This is a genomic window from Serratia rubidaea (genome assembly GCF_016026735.1).
Taxonomy (GTDB): domain Bacteria; phylum Pseudomonadota; class Gammaproteobacteria; order Enterobacterales; family Enterobacteriaceae; genus Serratia_B; species Serratia_B rubidaea.
In genome coordinates, this window is sequence record NZ_CP065640.1 from 975,647 (window position 1) to 994,643 (window position 18,997).

16 protein-coding genes are annotated in these 18,997 nt (G+C 60.3%); 6 read left to right on the forward strand and 10 right to left on the reverse strand.

The window, feature by feature from the left end; all coding sequences use genetic code 11:
- Position 1: 1 nt before the first annotated feature.
- Positions 2 to 205: a p-hydroxybenzoic acid efflux pump operon protein AaeX gene (gene aaeX, locus I6G83_RS04505; protein ID WP_004958078.1), complete on the reverse strand. Its 204-nt coding sequence runs from the start codon at positions 203 to 205 to the stop codon at positions 2 to 4.
- Between the two features lie 334 nt (positions 206 to 539).
- Between aaeX and aaeR the strand changes: the two genes are divergently transcribed.
- On the forward strand, positions 540 to 1,451 hold the full coding sequence (gene aaeR / locus I6G83_RS04510) for an HTH-type transcriptional activator AaeR (RefSeq protein ID WP_054306482.1): 912 nt from the start codon (positions 540 to 542) through the stop codon (positions 1,449 to 1,451).
- A gap of 84 nt (positions 1,452 to 1,535) precedes the next feature.
- On the opposite strand, the gene tldD is transcribed toward aaeR, so the two are convergent.
- From tldD to csrD, 9 genes are all read right to left on the reverse strand, one after another.
- A complete protein-coding gene (gene tldD, locus I6G83_RS04515; RefSeq protein WP_061322048.1) occupies positions 1,536 to 2,981 on the reverse strand; it encodes a metalloprotease TldD in 1,446 nt (481 codons plus the stop codon).
- Positions 2,982 to 2,988: 7 nt separating this feature from the next.
- Positions 2,989 to 3,849, reverse strand: a complete 861-nt coding sequence (gene nit1 / locus I6G83_RS04520) for a deaminated glutathione amidase (RefSeq protein ID WP_054305570.1) — start codon at positions 3,847 to 3,849, stop codon at positions 2,989 to 2,991.
- A complete protein-coding gene (gene yhdP, locus I6G83_RS04525) occupies positions 3,846 to 7,658 on the reverse strand; it encodes an AsmA2 domain-containing protein YhdP (RefSeq protein WP_054305569.1) in 3,813 nt (1,270 codons plus the stop codon). Before yhdP ends, nit1 begins: the two co-directional genes overlap by 4 nt.
- A gap of 77 nt (positions 7,659 to 7,735) precedes the next feature.
- A complete protein-coding gene (rng, locus tag I6G83_RS04530; RefSeq protein ID WP_015962039.1) occupies positions 7,736 to 9,205 on the reverse strand; it encodes a ribonuclease G in 1,470 nt (489 codons plus the stop codon).
- Between the two features lie 41 nt (positions 9,206 to 9,246).
- A complete protein-coding gene (locus I6G83_RS04535; RefSeq protein ID WP_015962040.1) occupies positions 9,247 to 9,831 on the reverse strand; it encodes a Maf family protein in 585 nt (194 codons plus the stop codon).
- Between the two features lie 21 nt (positions 9,832 to 9,852).
- Entirely contained in the window at positions 9,853 to 10,341 is a 489-nt protein-coding gene (gene mreD / locus I6G83_RS04540) for a rod shape-determining protein MreD (protein ID WP_054305568.1), read from the reverse strand.
- On the reverse strand, positions 10,341 to 11,360 hold the full coding sequence (gene mreC / locus I6G83_RS04545) for a rod shape-determining protein MreC (RefSeq protein ID WP_054305567.1): 1,020 nt from the start codon (positions 11,358 to 11,360) through the stop codon (positions 10,341 to 10,343). Before mreC ends, mreD begins: the two co-directional genes overlap by 1 nt.
- A gap of 84 nt (positions 11,361 to 11,444) precedes the next feature.
- Positions 11,445 to 12,488: a rod shape-determining protein MreB gene (gene mreB, locus I6G83_RS04550; RefSeq protein WP_003855260.1), complete on the reverse strand. Its 1,044-nt coding sequence runs from the start codon at positions 12,486 to 12,488 to the stop codon at positions 11,445 to 11,447.
- A gap of 322 nt (positions 12,489 to 12,810) precedes the next feature.
- Complete coding sequence (csrD, locus tag I6G83_RS04555; protein ID WP_054305566.1) at positions 12,811 to 14,745, reverse strand: RNase E specificity factor CsrD; 1,935 nt, start codon at positions 14,743 to 14,745, stop codon at positions 12,811 to 12,813.
- A 362-nt stretch (positions 14,746 to 15,107) separates the two neighbouring features.
- Between csrD and acuI the strand changes: the two genes are divergently transcribed.
- The 5 genes from acuI to accB all read left to right on the forward strand — a co-directional run bounded on the left by acuI (position 15,108) and on the right by accB (position 18,995).
- The gene (acuI, locus tag I6G83_RS04560; RefSeq protein ID WP_054305565.1) at positions 15,108 to 16,085 is read left to right on the forward strand and encodes an acrylyl-CoA reductase (NADPH); all 978 of its coding nucleotides are present in this window, start codon (positions 15,108 to 15,110) and stop codon (positions 16,083 to 16,085) included.
- Between the two features lie 125 nt (positions 16,086 to 16,210).
- Complete coding sequence (msrP, locus tag I6G83_RS04565) at positions 16,211 to 17,212, forward strand: protein-methionine-sulfoxide reductase catalytic subunit MsrP (protein ID WP_054305564.1); 1,002 nt, start codon at positions 16,211 to 16,213, stop codon at positions 17,210 to 17,212.
- On the forward strand, positions 17,213 to 17,812 hold the full coding sequence (gene msrQ / locus I6G83_RS04570) for a protein-methionine-sulfoxide reductase heme-binding subunit MsrQ (RefSeq protein ID WP_054305563.1): 600 nt from the start codon (positions 17,213 to 17,215) through the stop codon (positions 17,810 to 17,812).
- A gap of 233 nt (positions 17,813 to 18,045) precedes the next feature.
- Positions 18,046 to 18,498, forward strand: a complete 453-nt coding sequence (gene aroQ, locus I6G83_RS04575) for a type II 3-dehydroquinate dehydratase (RefSeq protein WP_054305562.1) — start codon at positions 18,046 to 18,048, stop codon at positions 18,496 to 18,498.
- A gap of 32 nt (positions 18,499 to 18,530) precedes the next feature.
- Positions 18,531 to 18,995, forward strand: coding sequence for an acetyl-CoA carboxylase biotin carboxyl carrier protein (accB, locus tag I6G83_RS04580; protein WP_054305561.1), 465 nt, complete (start codon positions 18,531 to 18,533; stop codon positions 18,993 to 18,995).
- Positions 18,996 to 18,997: the final 2 nt, after the last annotated feature.

The following is an 18,997-nucleotide window of genomic DNA, read 5'->3' on the forward strand; positions in this document are numbered from 1 at the left end:
CTCAAACAAAAAGACACGAAATCAGATAAAACAGGCAGCAATACAGCGCGGTGTTGAACAGCGCCGGATGCCAGACAAAATCATAAATACCGGTCGGCTGCAGCAGCCGACGCAGCACAAAAAACAGCGCCAGCGACACAATCAATTCGAAAAACACCGGGGGAAACGACAGTCCGAAGATGACCATCACCGGAAGCAAACTCATCATTTTTTCCTTATTGTTTACTACACCGGGGAAGACAGGTTTTACTCATATTTGTTCACATTACATTTACATTTTAGCGAATGCACGCCACAACTCATGCCCAGACAGGTTGTCCAGGCTATAAACCTGAAAAAAGGTTAAACTCAAGGCATACATCCGCGATAAGAAAGTGCGAGGGCAACCGGGTCGCGCTGCAACGGACGCATCACGCAGCATCTGATATACCACGCTTCGGCGCACGAAGTTTTTACACCCGGCACTGGTTATATTAGCCTGCTTACTATCAAGCCATCAACAATCTGTGATCTAAATCACTTTTAAGCCAGAGTGAATAATGGAAAGACTAAAACGGATGTCGGTGTACGCCAAAGTGGTTGAGTGCGGTTCATTTACCGCCGCCGCGCGCCAGTTGGGCATGAGCGTATCATCCATCAGCCAGACAGTGTCCAAACTGGAAAATGATTTACAGGTCAAGTTGCTCAACCGCAGCACGCGCAGCATCGGCCTGACGGAAGCGGGTAAAATCTACTATCAGGGTTGCCGCCGCATGCTGCTGGAAGCCATCGAGGTGCACGAGCAGCTGTACGCCTTCAATAATACGCCTACCGGCAATTTACGCATCGGCAGTTCGTCAACCATGGCACAAAATGTGCTGGCCACCATGACCGCCGACATGCTCAAGGAGTATCCCGGCCTGAAGGTGAACCTGGTCACCGGCATTCCGGCGCCCGATCTGATCGCCGACGGGCTGGATGTGGTGATCCGCGTCGGCGCGCTGCAGGATTCCAGCCTGTTCTCCAAACGGCTTGGCTCGATGCCGATGGTGGTGTGCGCCGCCAGAAGTTACCTGGCCGCCCACGGCACGCCGAGCACCCCCAGCGATTTGGCGAATTTTTCCTGGCTGGAGTACAGCGTACGGCCGGACAGCGAGTTTGAGCTGATCGCCCCAGAGGGCATCAGCACGCGCATTTCACCGCAGGGGCGCTTTGTCACCAACGATTCGCAGACCATGATCCGCTGGCTGAAAGCCGGCGCCGGCATCGCCTATGCGCCGCTGATGTGGGTGATCGACGAAATCAAACGCGGCGAAGTGGAAATTCTGTTCAAACGCTATCACTCCGATCCGCGACCGGTGTACGCGCTGTATACCGAAAAGGACAAGCTGCCGCTGAAAGTGCAGGTCTGCATCGACTACCTGACCGAATACTTCCAAAAAGTCGGCGAGCTTTATCAGGGCTACCGCTGACGTCGCCGCCATGCAAGACAAAAAAATACCGGCCAGGCTGAACCTGACCGGCATCACAGGGGATCATACGCTGGCGGGTAACGCTTACGCGGTGCCGCCCACCGTCAGGTTGTCCAGCTTCAGCGTCGGCTGACCGACGCCCACCGGTACGCTCTGCCCCTCTTTGCCGCAGACGCCGACGCCTTTATCCAGCGCCAGATCGTTGCCGACCATTGAGATCTGCTGCATCGCCTCAATGCCGGAGCCAATCAGCGTCGCGCCCTTCACCGGCTTGGTGATGCGCCCTTTTTCAATCAGGTAGGCTTCCGAGGTGGAGAAGACGAATTTCCCGGAGGTGATATCCACCTGCCCGCCGCCGAAGTTCGGCGCATACAGGCCGTACTCCACGCTGGCGATAATCTCTTCCGGCGTCGACTGGCCGGCCAGCATATAGGTGTTGGTCATGCGCGGCATCGGCAAATGCGCATAGGATTCACGGCGGCCGTTGCCGGTCGGCGCCACGCCCATCAGGCGCGCATTCAGCTTGTCCTGCATATAGCCCTTCAGCACGCCGTTTTCGATCAGCACGTTATACTGGCCGGGCACGCCTTCATCATCGATAGCCAGCGAGCCGCGACGCCCCTGCATGGTGCCATCATCCACTACGGTGCAAAGTTCCGATGCCACCAGTTGCCCCATCTGTCCGCTGAACACCGAGGAACCGCGGCGGTTGAAGTCACCTTCCAGGCCGTGGCCGACCGCCTCATGCAGCAGCACGCCCGGCCAGCCGGCGCCCAGCACCACCGGCATGCCGCCCGCCGGCGCGGCAACCGCCGACAGGTTGACCAGCGCCATGCGCACCGCCTCTTTGGCGAAGGCGTCGGCGCGCACTTCGCCGTCGACCGTTTCCAGGAAATAGTCATAGCCGAAGCGGCCGCCGCCGCCGCTGGAGCCGCGTTCACGCTTGCCGTCTTCCTCCACCAGCACGCTGACCGAAAGGCGCACCAGCGGACGCACGTCCGCCGCCAGCGTGCCGTCGGTGGCCGCCACCAGCACCTGCTCATACACGCCGGTGACGCTGGCGGTCACTTCCTGCACGCGCGGGTCGGCGGCGCGGGCGACCTTGTCCACCCGGTGCAGCAGGGCGATTTTCTCTTCACGCGGCAGGCTCTGCAGCGGATCGAGCAGCGGATACAGCGCCTGATGGCGAATTTCGCCCAGCGTATGCGCCCGGCCGTCGCCCTGCTCGCGCACGATGCTGCGCGCGGCCTGGGCGCTCTGGTTCAGCGCGTTCAGGGTAATCTGGTCGGCATAGGCAAAGCCGGTTTTCTCACCGCTGACGGCGCGCACGCCGACGCCCTGATCGATATTGTAAGAGCCGTCCTTGATGATGCCGTCTTCAATCACCCAGGCTTCGTGATAGCTGGACTGGAAATAGAGGTCGGCATAGTCGAGTCGGCGCTCGGCCAGCTGCCCCAATACCGTATGCAGGTCTTGATGACTCAGCTTATTAGCAGTAAGTAACTGCTCACTGACAAGCGTCAGGCTCATAATTTTTTCACTCTTGATTGGAGGATTTAGCTTCAGACGGCGCCTGCAGCGACGTCTGGAATCGGTTGTGTTGCCGCACCGGCATCTTGCCGCGTATGGTGTGCAGCACCTCGGTGTCGACACGTACTTTAATCGGCGACACGGAATCGGGGTTTTCTTTCATAATATTCCCCCAGCCGTCCACCGCCATGGTATGGCCCCAGGTACGGCGCGTCTGGCCATGACGCCCGACCTGCGCGGGCGCCAGGATCACGCACTGGTTCTCAATCGCCCGGGCGCGCAGCAGAATCTCCCAGTGCGCTTCACCGGTCACGCGGGTAAAGGCGGACGGGACGGAAATCAGCTCCGCGCCCCGATCGCGCAGCGCCTGATACAGCCCGGGGAAGCGCAGATCATAACAGATCGTCATCCCGAGACGGCCGACCGGCGTATCCACCACCGTCAGCTGCTGGCCATGCTGATAGGTATCCGACTCGCGGTAATGGGTATGCACGTCGTTGATATCGACATCGAACATATGCAGCTTATCGTAACGGGCGCGCAGCTCGCCCTGCTCGTCGAACAGCAGGCTGCTGGTGGTGAGACGCTGCGGGTCTTCGCGGCTGATTAACGGCATCGAGCCGACCAGCAGCCAGACGCCGTAACGGCGCGCCAGATCGCGCACCGCCTGCTGCAGCGGGCCTTCGCCTTCCCGCTCGGCATGCTGACGATACGCTGCGGCGTCGGCGAACAGCAAGGCATTTTCCGGCGTCATCACCAGTTTTACACCGGCATTGAGCTGCTTAATCTGCTGCTCAATCTGCGCCAGGTTATCCCGGACGCGATCGCCGCTGCACAGTTGTAACAACGCAATATTGGCATTTTTCATGACGCCTTATCCTCTTTTGGCTTACGCAACACCTCATTGATGGTCGGCTGATCCAGACTGCCGCCAATATGGTAACGAATCAGCGAAATCTTGTTCCACAGCGGCGCCAGCACCTTCGAGGCGGCGAACACCGCTGCGCCGACGATCGGGTTGATGACAAACGCGGTCGCGACCCCGACCGTGGCCGAAATCTCCGGCGCCACCACCGCCTGCATATCGAGCCGGCGTTTCACCAGGTCAACCTGGCCGCTCATGGCGATATCCGCCGCCAGCCCGTCCACCAACAGGTTATCGGTATGCATTATGCCATCTTTCATCCAGATGGTGCTGCGGATGGAGTCAAAGTAGAAGCCGTTACCAAACGTGTCGCTGAAATCAAACTGTAGCTTACGCAGCAGCGCATCGAAACTGACCAGGCGCAATAACTGCCCGGCCCGGCCGCCGCCGATGCTGTCGATCTCCCCCTTGCCCATCGCCAGCTTCATGGTGCCGTTGAAGGTGTTCATCTTCGGCTGCCACGGCTGCCCGCGCCAGTGCAGGTCGAAGTCCACATCATAAGGCGCGCCCTTCAGCGGCGTGGTGATGCCGAGGAAACTGGCGGTATCGTCAATCTTGCTTCCCAGCAGTTTCCCCTTCAGCGCGGTGCGCTCTTCCTGCGCATTCTGTTTCCACAGGCCGGTGGCGCTGACGCGTCCCTTGCCGGTATCGATCAGGCCGTGCTCCAGCGTCAGCGTATCGCCGGAGTTCTTCACATCGGCCTCGACCTTGCCCAGCTTCTGCCCCAGGATCCAACAGCTCTGGCAGCGCAGCATCACGGACGGCCAGCCGCGGAACGAGACGCGCTGCGCCGGCGCCGACGGCGGCGCGGCAAGCGGCGCCGGCTGGTCGTCGGCGAACTGCGGGTTGTAGTACAGGTAGTTGATATCGGCGCGCCACGGGCCGCTGTCGGCGATCAGGACGCTGCCGTCGACCTCTTTACCCTTGGCGCTGACGTTCACACCGCCAAACTGCTGACGCGCCGCCAGTTCCAGCTGATGCCAGGCCTGGCCGCCCAGCAGCAGCTGCGGGGTGGTCAGCGTCACCGTGGTCGGGAAGCGGAAACTGCCGACCTTGCCCTGAGCGCCGCCCGGCTGCTGCAGCGCCGGCGACAGCAGCGCCAGCCATTTTTCGCCGTCCAGCGGCGGCAGGTGCAGCGTCAGCGAGCGGCTCTGCGGCAGCGGCGGCACGCCGCCGCCGTTGCGCCAGGCGGCGCGGTCCAGCGATACCTGCTGTTGGCCAAAGGACCAGGCGCTGTTGAAGTAATTTTGCTTACCGGCGCTGCCGTTCAGGGTGAATCCGTTAAGACCGCCCTGCACCTTGACGCCGACCGGCAACGGCTCACCCGCCGGCTTGGCGAGCGGAGGAGGTAAGTGACTGCTCACACTTTTCAGGTCGGCATTGAGATCGATCGCGTAGCTGGCGGCGCCGCCGTGCGGCAGAACGATCGCCACCTTACCGTTCCACGGCGCGCTGCCGGACAGCGCCTTCGCCACCTCCGGCGGCACCTCCGGGAACTTGCCCGGCTGCCAGTCGCCCTTCAGGCCGACATTGACCTTATAGTCCTTCGCCCCTTCATCGGTGGTGAAGTTCACCGCCAGCGGCTGCCCAAACCAGTTTGCCGTCAGGGTATCGCTGGCCAGGTTGCCGTTATCAAAGGTAAATTTGCCGCTGACCTTCTCCAGCGTGCTCTCCAGCGGCTTCACCAGCAGCGAGTTATTATTCAGCGTCACCTCGCCTTTGGCCGCCACCTGCTTGCCGTTCAAGGGGATATCAAGATGTAAGCGCCCACTGACATTGCCGCCAACCTGCAGCTGCTCCAGCGCGCCGCCGACGGAATCATGCAGCGGCGTCTGGGCGAAGTAGGCCTGCACCTCCGGCCCGGCCCCCGCCACGTCGGCGTCAATCAGCAAACGCTCTTTGGTGTAGTCCGGGATCACCGCGCGGACGTTTTTGCCGTCCACCTTGCCCAGTTTGGTCGCCGGCGCCTGCATCCACAGGCCGTCGTTGCGGAAATCCAGATCGATAGCCAGGTCCTTCAGCGCCGGCCAGCCCGGCTGGAACTGGAAGGTTGAGTGGCGCAGCGGCACGTACACCTCAAAATGCCCCTCATTATGTTTATAAGGGAACTGGTGCGGATTGCCGGCGTAGATCAGCGAGGCGTTATCCACCTGACCGCCCTGGATGGCGCCGCTCAGGTAGTCAACCAGATGGCTGCCCATCAGCGGTTCCGGGAAGTAGCGCCAGGCGTCGGCGCCGTCATACAGGCGGATGCCCGCCAGAATGCTTAACCAAGGCTCGCCCTTGGCCGGCTGCCGGTAACGGAAGTCGCCGTTCACCCACAGCGATTTGGCCTTCACATCCAGGTTCTGGCTGGAAAGCTCCCAGCCCTGTGCGCCATAACGCCAGTTCAGCGCCCCGCTGGCGCTGCCGATCTCCAGCGGCGCCCGGAACATATCGCCATAGGGCAAGGTGCTGTTCTGCAGGTCGAGATCCAGCCTGCCGTTTTCGACCCCGCCGCTGAGCGCGCCGCTGAAGTGGTTAACCCCCGGCAGCAGCTGCCAGTGCTGCCAGCTCAGATCGCGCCAGCGCGCCTGAAAACGGCTTCGCTCCGGCTGTTTCAGCGGAATATCCAGCGCCAGCGTATCCACCCGCCCCTGCGGCCGGATATCTTGCCAGCGCGCCAGCATATCCGGGCTGAGGAACGAAAAGGTCGGCAGCAGCGACGACAGCCGCTCCAGCTGGATGTCGCTGGCGCGGATGCGCAGCTCTTCCTGCTGCTCCGGCCCGATAAACCGGCTGTTTTCCGGCAGCCACAGCCCGGACAGCATCCCCTGCGGCCAGGCCTGACCGTCGGTTTTAATGTTCAGCTGCGGCACATCCAGCTGCCAGCCGCCGCCCTGGCGCTTGACCGCCAGCGCCAAATTATCGACGTCCAGCCGGTGCGCCTCGTCGCCGACCGTCCAGCGGGCGGCGCCCTGCTTCAGTAAGGCGTTGCCGCCATAAATTTCCCCCTGCTGCACCTGCAGCCAGGCGGCCAGGCTAAAGTCGGCGCTTTCCAGTCCGGTGTTGGATTTGAGCCAGCGGCTGAACCACGGCTTCATATCGATATTATCGGCCTGCAGATAGACCGTACCGGTATTCAGCAGCCCTTTGTTATCGCGCAGGTCCATACGCACCTGCACGGCGCCGTGCTGGCCGTTAAACGTCGACAGGCTGATTTGCCCTTCGGCGCGGTGGCGCTGGTCGCTGTTCAGCCAGGTCAGCTGCGGGATCGCAACTTCGGCGCGCGGGCCGGACGGCGTCAGGAAAGAGATGCGGCTGTCGCGCAGGTCGAAGTGATCGAACTGGTACAACAGCAGATCGCTGATGGTGCCGGGCTGAATGGCGCTGCCCTTGTTTTCATCGCCGCCCAGCGTGGTATTGATATCCAGCTGCAGCTGGTAGAAGGTGAGATCGCGAAACTGCCAGCGCCAGTGCAGCAGCGACTGCCAGACATCCAGCGCCAGCGTGACCCGTTCGATATGCAGGTCGCTTTTGGCCATCGCGGCGCGCAGGTTGCGCACCTCCAGCTGCGGGCCAAAGTTTTCCCACTGGCCCTGAATAAAGTCGGCCTGCACCGGCACGCCGGAGATCGCTGAAATTTTCGCCAGCAACTGGGGGCGATAGCTGTTCAGTTCCGGCAGCGCCAGGCGCAACCCGCTGATCAGCAACGCCACGGCGACAATTAACGTGGCGCCTGTTGCCAACAAAATCCCAGGCAGTCGCTTCACTCTATCTCCTTGCTTCCGCTGCCCGGCAACGGGAATGAATGGGCTCCGCATGCCGAACCCCGCCAATCACAGCCGACTTACATCATGACGACGTCAAACTGTTCCTGGCTGTATAACGGTTCAATCTGTACTTTAACCTGCTTGCCGACGAAGATTTCCACCTCCGCCAGCGCGTGCGACTCTTCGCTTTTCAGCGCTTCGCCCACCGCGGCCGACGCGTAAACCAGGAAACGGTCGGTATCATAAGCATGGTGCACGCGGACGATTTCGCGCAAGATTTCATAGCATACCGTTTCAACCGTCTTGACCGTGCCGCGCCCGTTACAGGTAGGACAGTCGTTGCACAGCACATGTTCAATACTTTCGCGCGTGCGTTTACGCGTCATCTCCACCAGCCCCAGCTGTGAAAAACCGTTGATGGTGGTTTTGACCCGATCCTTGCCCAGCGCCTGCTCCAGCGAGTGCAGCACCCGGCGGCGGTGCTCTTCATTATTCATGTCGATAAAATCGATAATGATAATGCCGCCCAGATTGCGCAGCCGCAGCTGACGGGCGATGGCCTGCGTCGCTTCAATGTTGGTATTGAAAATGGTTTCGTCGAGGTTACGGTGGCCGACAAAGGCGCCGGTGTTGATATCGATGGTGGTCATCGCCTCGGTCTGATCGATGATCAGATAGCCGCCGGACTTCAGCTCCACCTTACGCTCCAGCGCACGCTGGATTTCGTTTTCCACGTCGTACAGATCGAAGATCGGCTGGCTGCCGGTATACAGCTCCAGCTTGCCGCTGATGTCCGGGATATATTCGCCGGTGAACTCCGTCAGCAGGTCGTGCGTCAGGCGCGAGTCCACGCGGATGCGGTCGAGCGCCGCGCCGGCAAAGTCGCGCAGGATGCGCTGCGCCAGCGCCAGCTCGCCGTACAGCATGTATTTGGTCTGGTTGCGCTTTTTGCGCTCCATCACCTTGGTCCACAGGCGCTTGAGGAACGCGGCGTCCTGCGCCAGCTCTTCATCGCCGATGCCTTCCGCCGCGGTGCGGATGATAAAGCCGCCCAGCTCATCGCAGTAATCGGCGACGATTTTTTTCAACCGTTCGCGCTCGGCCTCGCTTTCAATGCGCTGCGAGACGCCGACGTGCGCCGCCCCCGGCATAAACACCAGGTAGCGGGACGGCAGCGTAATGTCGGTGGTCAGACGCGCGCCTTTGGTGCCCAGCGGGTCTTTCACCACCTGCACCACCAGATCCTGCCCCTGGCGCACCAGTTCGGCGATGTCGCGCACGTGGAAGTTTTTCCGTTCGTCGCCCGCCACGCACTCGGTGTGCGGCATAATATCGGAGGCGTGCAAAAACGCCGCCTTCTCCAGGCCGATATCGACAAAGGCCGCCTGCATGCCCGGCAGCACCCGGCTCACCCGGCCTTTGTAGATATTGCCGACGATACCGCGCTTGGATTCGCGCTCAATGTGGATCTCTTGCAGGATGCCGCCGTCAATATAGGCAACCCGCGTTTCAGACGGTGTGATATTTACCAGTAGCTCAGCGGTCATGTCTTCTCCTCAGAGCCGGTCGCTCGCGCATGCTGCCGCCCTCAACCGGTTCTTACCTCTCGTAATGCGACAAAATTACTGAGCAGCTCATGTGTTTCGACCAGCGGTAGCCCCATCACGGCGTGATAGCTGCCGGTGAGGGTCCTGACGAAACAACCACCCTTTCCCTGAATCCCATAGGCGCCCGCTTTATCCATCGGTTCGCCCGTTGCAATATAATCGGCGATATCCTGCTGCGACAGCGTGCGGAAGGTCACATCGGTGACCACCTGCTGGCACAGGATGTCCTGCCGGTCGGCAATCGCCACCGCGGTAATCACCTGGTGCTGCTTGCCGGACAGCAGGCTCAGCATCTCTGCGGCGTGCGCGGCGTCGTGCGGTTTTTCCAGCACCCGCCCGTTCAGCACCACGATGGTGTCAGCGCCGAGCACCGGCCGGTCTTCCGCCGCCAGCGCCACGCCCGCGCGCGCCTTATCCTGCGCCAGGCGGCGCACATAGCTCTCCGCGCTCTCCCCCGGCTGCCGCTGTTCTTCGGTGTGGGTCAGAATAATGTCGAACGGTACGCCAAGCAGCGTCAGCAATTCACGCCGACGGGGGGAACCTGAAGCCAAATAGAGCGAAATCATAAACTCCCCTTTTTTACGTCGTTATTGTACGGCGAACTGGCGGCGAATCTTGCGCATCAGCAGGAACAGCCACGGCCATAAAATGCCGTTAACCACACTACTCCAGAACACTTCCGGACGGAAAGAGACGTTGATCACTAAAAACTCCACCCAGAACACCACCACGTCCATCGCCAGCGACAGCAGCATCACGATCAACGCCTGCTGCCACAGCGCCATATTGCGGAACAGCTGGAATTTGAACGCCACCAGATAGGCGATAATGGCCAGCGCCAGCGCGCGCACGCCCAAGGTCGAGCCCAGGATCAGATCGATGATCAGCCCCAGCACAAAGCCGGTGCCGACGTTGACCCGGTGCGGCAGCGCCATCACCCAATAGATCAGGATCAGCACCACCCATGAAGGACGGAACATATAAATCTGCTCCGGCCACGGCATAATCTGCAGCACCAGCGCGATCAGGAAAGAGAGCCAGATGATCCAGCGCCCGTGACTACGGTAACGGTTCATCAGCGCGCTCCTGCCGCGGCGGGCGGCGTGGCGGCCGCAGACGGCGGCGTCACGGCTCCGATAGCCGGCGCAGGAACAGGCGCCGGTGCCGGCGGCCCCATAGCGTCGGCCGACGGCAGCACGTGCGGCATCATCTGCATCAGGCGCTCATTGGCGACGCGGTGTACTTCATCCGGCTGCAGCGGCATATCGCCGTTGCGATCGGCGCCCCACAGCAGCAGCAGATAGCGCAGCCGCTGCAGACCAGCGGTCGGACGCGCCTGAATCACCGTATAGGCGCGCTGATTATCCACTTTCACCGAGGAGACCACCGCCACCGGATAGCCTTCCGGGAAGCGTCCGCCCAGCCCCGAGGTCACCAGCACGTCGCCCACGCGAATATCGGTGTTGCCCGGCAGGTGCTCCAGCTGCAGATCGTCGGCGCAGCCGCTGCCGGCGGCGATCACGCGGATATCGTTGCGCAGTACCTGAATCGGCAGCGCGTGGGAGGCGTCGCAAATCAGCAGCACGCGGCTGGTATATTTGGCCACCGCCACCACCTGACCGACCACCCCTTTATCGCTGATCACCGGCTGGCCTTCATAGACGCCGTTATCGGAGCCTTTGTCGATCACCACCTGATCGCTGTACGGATCGGAGCCGGCCGAGATCACCTGGGTGACCATCTTCTGTTCGTCCTGACGCAGCGGCGAGCCGAGCAGTTCACGCAGACGGGCGTTTTCCTGCTTGAATTGACCGAGAAGAAGGGTATCGCTGCCTTTCAGCAGCAGCTCCTGCCGCAAAGCGCGATTTTCGAGTTCCAACTGTTGGCGAGTTGCCAGCGTATCCGAGACGCTGTCCAGAACCTTACGCGGCCCGTTGGCCAAAAAATAGAAAGGGCTGACTGCGGTATCCATATAGTTTCGTATTTTTACGAACGTACCGAGCCGGCTATCGGCAACGACCAGGCCAATCGCCACGATCACCGCCAAAAAAAGTCGCAGTTGCAGGGAAGGCCCCCTGCTAAAAATCGGCTTCATAAATTATGCGAGTTCCTCGACAACAGAAGGAGGCAGCGTACAAGATGCATTGATCTTAGACGATACCTCCTTCATTGGGGCTGACTATTCTTCGCTGAACAAATCGCCGCCATGCATGTCGATCATCTCCAACGCCTTGCCGCCGCCGCGCGCCACGCAGGTCAGCGGGTCTTCTGCCACCACGACCGGGATGCCGGTTTCTTCCATCAGCAGGCGATCCAGGTTGCGCAGCAGCGCGCCGCCGCCGGTCAGCACCATGCCGCGTTCCGAAATGTCGGAAGCCAGTTCCGGCGGGCACTGCTCCAGCGCCACCATCACCGCGCTGACGATGCCGGTCAGCGGCTCCTGCAGGGCTTCGAGGATTTCATTGGAGTTCAGGGTAAAGCCGCGCGGTACGCCTTCGGCCAGGTTACGGCCGCGTACTTCGATTTCGCGCACTTCATCACCCGGATAGGCCGAGCCGATCTCATGCTTGATGCGTTCTGCGGTGGCTTCGCCGATCAGCGAGCCGTAGTTGCGGCGCACGTAGTTGATAATCGCTTCATCGAAGCGGTCGCCGCCGATGCGCACGGACGAGGAGTACACCACGCCGTTCAGTGAGATCACCGCCACTTCCGTGGTGCCGCCGCCGATATCCACCACCATGGAGCCGGTGGCTTCGGAAACCGGCAGGCCGGCACCGATAGCGGCCGCCATCGGTTCTTCAATCAGGAACACTTCACGCGCGCCGGCGCCCTGCGCCGATTCGCGGATGGCGCGGCGCTCAACCTGCGTAGCGCCGACCGGCACGCACACCAGCACGCGCGGGCTTGGGCGCATAAAGCTGTTGCTGTGCACCTGCTTGATAAAGTGCTGCAGCATTTTTTCGGTCACGAAGAAGTCGGCGATCACGCCGTCTTTCATCGGACGAATGGCTGCGATATTGCCGGGAGTACGTCCCAGCATCTGTTTAGCGTCATGGCCCACAGCCGCTACGCTCTTCGGCGAACCGGCACGATCCTGGCGAATGGCAACCACCGACGGTTCATTCAGTACAATGCCTTGCCCTTTAACATAAATAAGGGTATTGGCGGTACCCAAATCGATGGACAAGTCATTGGAAAACATGCCACGAAATTTCTTAAACATAACTAAAGGATAATCCTGCAAGCTGGGGGCGAAAAATAAAATCCGCCTACTTTACCAACCACACGAAGCAGCGACAAGGCGCAAAAACGTTCTACTTCGGTGAAAATAATCTGCATTATTACTGCTCGAATGCACGGAAATTGGATGAGGCCTGAATTCCCTGAACCAAGGTTCAGTTTACCACCCCTGTCAACGCGCAAAACGGCGTAACACAGCTCATAAAAACTAACATTTTCCCTGATTATCACTGGTGGTAAGCACCTACCAACGTCCGGCGGGAAAGGACGGGTTATTCTACGTGAAAAATGAGCAAATATTCAGGTTAAACGCGATAACGACGCGAATATTTTTTGCGCCCGACGTCAATCGGCTCCGGCGAGGCAAAAAAGTCGCCCTGTCCGCCGTGGATCCCACGCTCTTTTAGCGTCTGCCATTCGCTGCGCGTACGCACGCTGGCGGCAAACAGCCGCGCGCTGGTGCCTTCGCAGGCGCTGGACAGGCTCTGCACAAACAGCTGATTCTCATCGCGCTTATCAATACTGCGCACCAAACCGGGATGCAGTTTTACGATCTCCACCTGCAACGACTTGATATACGCGGTGCTGACTACGGTTAACCCCGCCTGAGAAACCGCCAGGCGGCAGCCCAGCCCCGCAATCAGACGCAGCACCGGGCGTAAACGGTCGATATGTTGACACACATCCGCCTCTGCAAGTTCAATCAGAATACGTTGCCGATGACTTTTTTCGCACTGCAGCAGCGTATCGCGCAGCCAGTTCTGAAACGAGCGCTGTAATAATGAATCAACGCACAGCGGAAACGCCAGCGTCTCTTCCGGCCACAGCGCCAGCAGCGGGATCAGCCGGCTCACCTGCAGGCGATCGTAACGCTCCGCCAGCCCAAACTGTTTCACCAACGGCATATATTCAGCAGGAAGCAACTCTTGAGAGCCGTCATAAACACGGCTCATTATTTCCCGGTGATGCACCTCGCCCTTCACCGTCACCGCCGGTTTTTGATACAGCCGCGGGCCGCCCCGCTCCAGCATCTGCTCCAGCAGGGTGCGCCACTTAACGCTGCCGCGCCCCTTCTCCGGCACCTGACTGTCGTACACATACCAGCCGTTTTCACCCTGCAGCGTCGCGTGACGCGTCGCCTGTTCGGCGCGGTCAATCACCTGTTCGGTCGTCTGGCCGCTGCGGTAGGCGACAATGCCGATATGCAAAAAGGCTTCGCGCTCAATCAGCGGCGTTGCGGGCAGCGCATCGATAGCGTTGACTAACTGCGCGGCGATGCCGTCCGCCTCTTTCAGCGTGCGGTGCGGCAGCAGTACGGTAAAATCGCTGTGGAAATAGCGCGCCAGCAGCGCCGACGGATAGCGCAGCACAAAGGTGGACAGCAGATTGACCAGCGAATACATCAGCTCCTGCACCATGGCGGCGCCGTGGGTTTCACGCAGCGTTTCAAAATCCGGCAGGCGCACCATCATCACAATGCCGTGCGACCCCTCCTCCTCCAGCTGCGTGGTCAGCTGATTGTCGAAAAACAGGCGGTTATTCAGCCCGGTTTTGGCGTCCTGGGCAGCAAAGGCGCGGATCAGGGTGTCCACCCGCGTCCGCTCCTCACGCGCCTCGGCCAGATCCGCCAGCAGGCGATCCAGCGCGCTGCTGACGCTCGGCGGCCACTCCCGCATGTCGCCCTGCATCACCTCTTCACGCTCGCCGTTCAAAATGCGCCGCGCCCGCCAGGCCAGACGGTCTTCTCCGTCGGCCTGCTCACGCAGCCAGCGCAGGCTGAACAACAGCACCACCAGCATCACGACGATCGCCAACGTGACGGCCAGCGTCGAACGCAGCGAGTAGCCATCGCTGGCGAAGGGATCGAGATAGGTGATATTCAGCGTACTGCCGGGGTGCTGCATCAGCGGCAAAGAGGTGTAGCGGTGGCTGCTGGACGCGATCCTGGGCTGGCTTGTCAACGCTGGCAGTTCATAGTTGAGCAGAATGCCGCTGGCGCTCTCAACGCGCAGTTCCACAATGCCGAGCGGCCTCATCACCAGCGGCAGCCACTGCGTCTGCGCCTGCAGCGAGTTATGCAGCATCGCCTGGTCCAGCGAGGTGACCAGCGCATCGAAGCGGCGCTCCATGCGCTCCTGAGTCACATAAAAGAAGCTGTACGAGCACCCCATCAGCATAAAGAACATAGCCAGCGCAACGAGCAGGGTGATCAGTGCAGAGAGTTTGGTAGTAAATCGCATCCCTGTGCCTTGTCCGCTATGGTTAAGTGAGTATGCACCCATGGAAACCAAAAGGTGCCAGCCTACTGATAAAGGTACAACAGCATAACCTGATTTTATGGTTAACTGTCTGTTTTTTCAGAATACCGCCAGGAACATCACGGCCGGGTTCACGCGCATCCAAGCTACCAAGCCTCGCCGTGGAAAGGAACCTTTAAACGGTAATTTTTTGTTCTTTATCAGAGCATCACTTACCAATTATGCATATAGTCAAATTAGTAGGACAAAAACATCATTTTAATGAATTATTCTCGCGATCTTTATGATTGAGGTCATGACTCGGCGACATGCCGATCAACCGAGGTAAACAAGAGGACAGTGACATGCGCGCATTATTATTGGAACAACACGGCGAGCAAATCATCAGCCAGGTGCAGGATATCGACGGCGACCGTCTGCCGGAGGGCGACGTCACGGTCGATGTGAACTGGTCCAGCCTCAACTATAAAGATGCGCTGGCCATCACCGGCAGGGGCAAAATCGTCCGCCACTTCCCGATGGTGCCGGGCATTGATTTCGCCGGCACGGTGCGCAGCAGCAAGGATCCGCGCTTCAGCGAAGGGCAAAGCGTGGTGCTGACCGGCTGGGGCGTCGGGGAAAACCATTGGGGCGGCCTGGCGGAGCAGGCGCGCGTCACCGGCGAATGGCTGGTGCCGCTGCCGAAAGGGCTCGACGAACGTCAGGCGATGATCATCGGCACCGCCGGCCTGACCGCCATGCTGTGCGTGATGGCGCTGGAAGACGGCGGCGTGCGCCCGGATGACGGCGACGTGCTGGTGACCGGCGCCAGCGGCGGGGTCGGCAGCACCGCCGTCGCCGTGCTGTCGGCGCTCGGTTACCGGGTGACCGCCATCAGCGGCCGCGACAGCAATACCGACTACCTGAAAGCGCTGGGCGCCAAAGAAGTGCTGCCGCGCAGCGACTATCTCGAAGCGCCGCGTCCGCTGGAAAAACAGCGCTGGGCCGGCGCCGTCGACACCGTCGGCGACAAACTGCTGGCCGGCGTGCTGGCGCAGATGAACTATAACGGCACCGTCGCCGCCTGCGGGCTGGCCGGCGGCTACCAGCTGCCGACTACCGTGATGCCGTTTATCCTGCGCAACGTGCGTCTGCAGGGGGTCGACTCCGTCCATACGCCGCTGCATCAGCGTCAGACCGCCTGGGAGCGTCTGGCCGGCATCCTGCCGGACAGTTTTTATCAGCAGGCCACGCAGGAAATCACGCTGGAGCAGGCGCCCGCCGCCGCCCGCGACCTGCTCGACAATAAAATCACCGGGCGCACGCTGGTGAAAATCCGCTGACGCCGTCCCGCGGGTGCGCGTCGCCGCACCCGCCCCGTTCTGCGAAATTTCATATTTTCCCGTCGCATCTCGCTTCCGGCCTGCTTTCACGCCATGCTTAAGGCATCACCGTGGAGGACAGACTAATGAAAAAAAACCATCAGTTAACCGAGGCTGACGTCACGCCGGAAAGCGTGTTCCAGCAGCGCAGAAAAGTGCTGCAGGCATTGGGAATCGGCGCCGCGTCGCTGGCGCTGCCGCTCAGCGCCCAGGCCGATCTGCTGTCATGGTTTAAAGGCAACGATCGCCCCAAGGCGCCGCCGGGCAAAGCGCTGGAATTCAGCCGGCCGCCGCAGTGGCAGGACAAACTGACGCTGACGCCGGAAGACAAGGTCACCGGCTATAACAACTTCTACGAATTCGGGCTGGATAAGGCCGACCCGGCCGCCAACGCCGGCGGCCTGAAAACCGAAGGTTGGAAGGTGCGCATCGACGGCGAGGTCGCCAAACCGCTGACGCTCGATATCGACGATCTGATGAAGCGCTTCCCGCTGGAGCAGCGCATTTATCGGATGCGCTGCGTGGAAGCCTGGTCGATGGTGGTGCCGTGGATCGGTTTTGAGCTGGGCAAGCTGCTGAAACTGGCCGAACCGAACGGCAACGCGCGCTTTGTCGCCTTCCAGACGCTCTACGATCCGCAGCAGATGCCGGGGCAGAAAGACCGCTTTATCGGCGGCGGCCTGCAGTATCCGTACGTGGAAGGCCTGCGCCTGGACGAAGCCATGCACCCGCTGGCGCTGCTGACGGTGGGCGTGTACGGCAAAACGCTGCCGCCGCAGAACGGTGCGCCGCTGCGGCTGATTACCCCGTGGAAATACGGCTTTAAGGGCATCAAGTCCATCGTGCACATCCGCCTGACCCGCAACCAGCCGCCAACCACCTGGAACCTGTCGGCGCCGAATGAATACGGCTTTTACGCCAACGTCAATCCGCAGGTCAATCATCCGCGCTGGTCGCAGGCCAGCGAGCGCTTTATCGGCGCCGGCGGCATTCTGGATGTGAAACGTCAGCCCACGCTGCTGTTTAACGGCTATGGCGATCGGGTCGCTTCACTGTATCGCGGCATGAACCTGCGGGAGAATTTCTGAGTGCGTTTAAAACCTGTGCATATCAAATGGCTGAAAGCCGTGTTCCATCTGGCCGCCTTCCTGCCGCTGCCGTGGCTGGTGCTGGCGATCGACCAGGGCTGGCTGAGCGCCGACCCGGCCAAGGACATCCAGCATTTTACCGGGCGCATGGCGCTCAAACTGCTGCTGGTCACCCTGCTGGTCGCTCCGCTGGCCCGCTACAGCCGCCAGGCGATGCTGATGCGCTGCCGCCGGCTGCTGGGGCTGTGGTGCTTTGCCTGGGCGACGCTGCATCTGCTCAGCTACGCCACGCTGGAACTGGGGCTGAACAATATCGCGCTGCTCGGCCGCGAGCTGATCGAACGCCCCTACCTGACGCTCGGCATCGTCAGCTGGCTGCTGTTGCTGGCGCTGGCGGCAACCTCAACCCAGTGGGCGATGCGCAAACTGGGTAAAAACTGGCAGCGGCTGCATAATTTCGTCTATCTGGTGGCGATTCTGACGCCGATACACTACCTTTGGTCGGTAAAAATCATCTCCCCCCAGCCGCTGATCTACGCCCTGCTGGCATTGCTGCTGTTAGCGTGGCGTTACCCGAAATTCCGCGCCTGGTTGCGCTAGAAACCGTCATCTTCCGCCCTGTGCAACCTCACAGAAGCGGGTAAACCTGACTAATTAGGGGTTGAATATCTTCGCTGATAAGACCAGTATTTAGCTGCGAATTGCTACGATATCGTTATAATGCCCGACCTTGTCCTGAAGGACAGCGTGATTTTTGCCCGAAAAAGGTGACAAATCGGTAACATCGGGTTATGTTGAACGATGATGGTTTTATTGCCGGAGATACCAGCACAATGGCGGACAAGTCTCACATTTTGCTCCTGAATGGCCCTAATCTGAACCTGCTGGGGACCCGCGAGCCGGAGAAGTACGGCAGCACGACGCTGGCAGAGATTGTTAACGGATTAGAGCATCAGGCCTCCGCGCTGGGCGTTGCCCTGAGCCATCTGCAGTCCAACGCCGAACACGCGCTGATCGATCGCATCCATCAGGCGCGCGGCAATACAGATTTCATTCTGATAAACCCGGCGGCGTTCACCCATACCAGCGTGGCGCTGCGCGATGCGCTGTTGGCGGTGCAAATCCCGTTTATCGAGATCCACCTGTCCAACGTGCATGCCCGCGAGCCTTTCCGTCATCACTCCTATCTGTCTGATATTGCGGTAGGCGTGATCTGCGGACTCGGCGCGGAAGGTTACACATTTGCTTTACAGGCAGCGGTTAATCGTCTGTCAAAAACCCACTAATTGCTCCACAAAAAGAGTACGGAATCACACTCATGGATATTCGTAAAATCAAGAAGCTGATCGAACTGGTTGAAGAATCAGGTATTTCTGAACTGGAAATTGCTGAGGGCGAAGAGTCAGTACGCATCAGCCGCGCCGCGCCGGCGCAGGCTTACCCAGTGATGCAGCAGGCCTATGCCGCACCGGCACAGCCGGCTCCAGCGCTGGCTACCGCCGTCGCTACCGCCGAAGCCGAAGCGCCAGCCGCTGCCGCAGCCGTGAGTGGCCATGTCGTGCGTTCCCCAATGGTAGGCACCTTCTACCGCACCCCAAGCCCGGATGCGAAAGCCTTCGTGGAAGTGGGCCAGAAAGTCAACGCCGGCGACACGCTGTGCATCGTTGAAGCCATGAAAATGATGAACCAGATCGAAGCCGACAAATCCGGCGTGGTGAAAGCCATCCTGGTGGAAAACGGTCAACCGGTTGAATATGACGAGCCACTGGTCGTCATCGAATAACG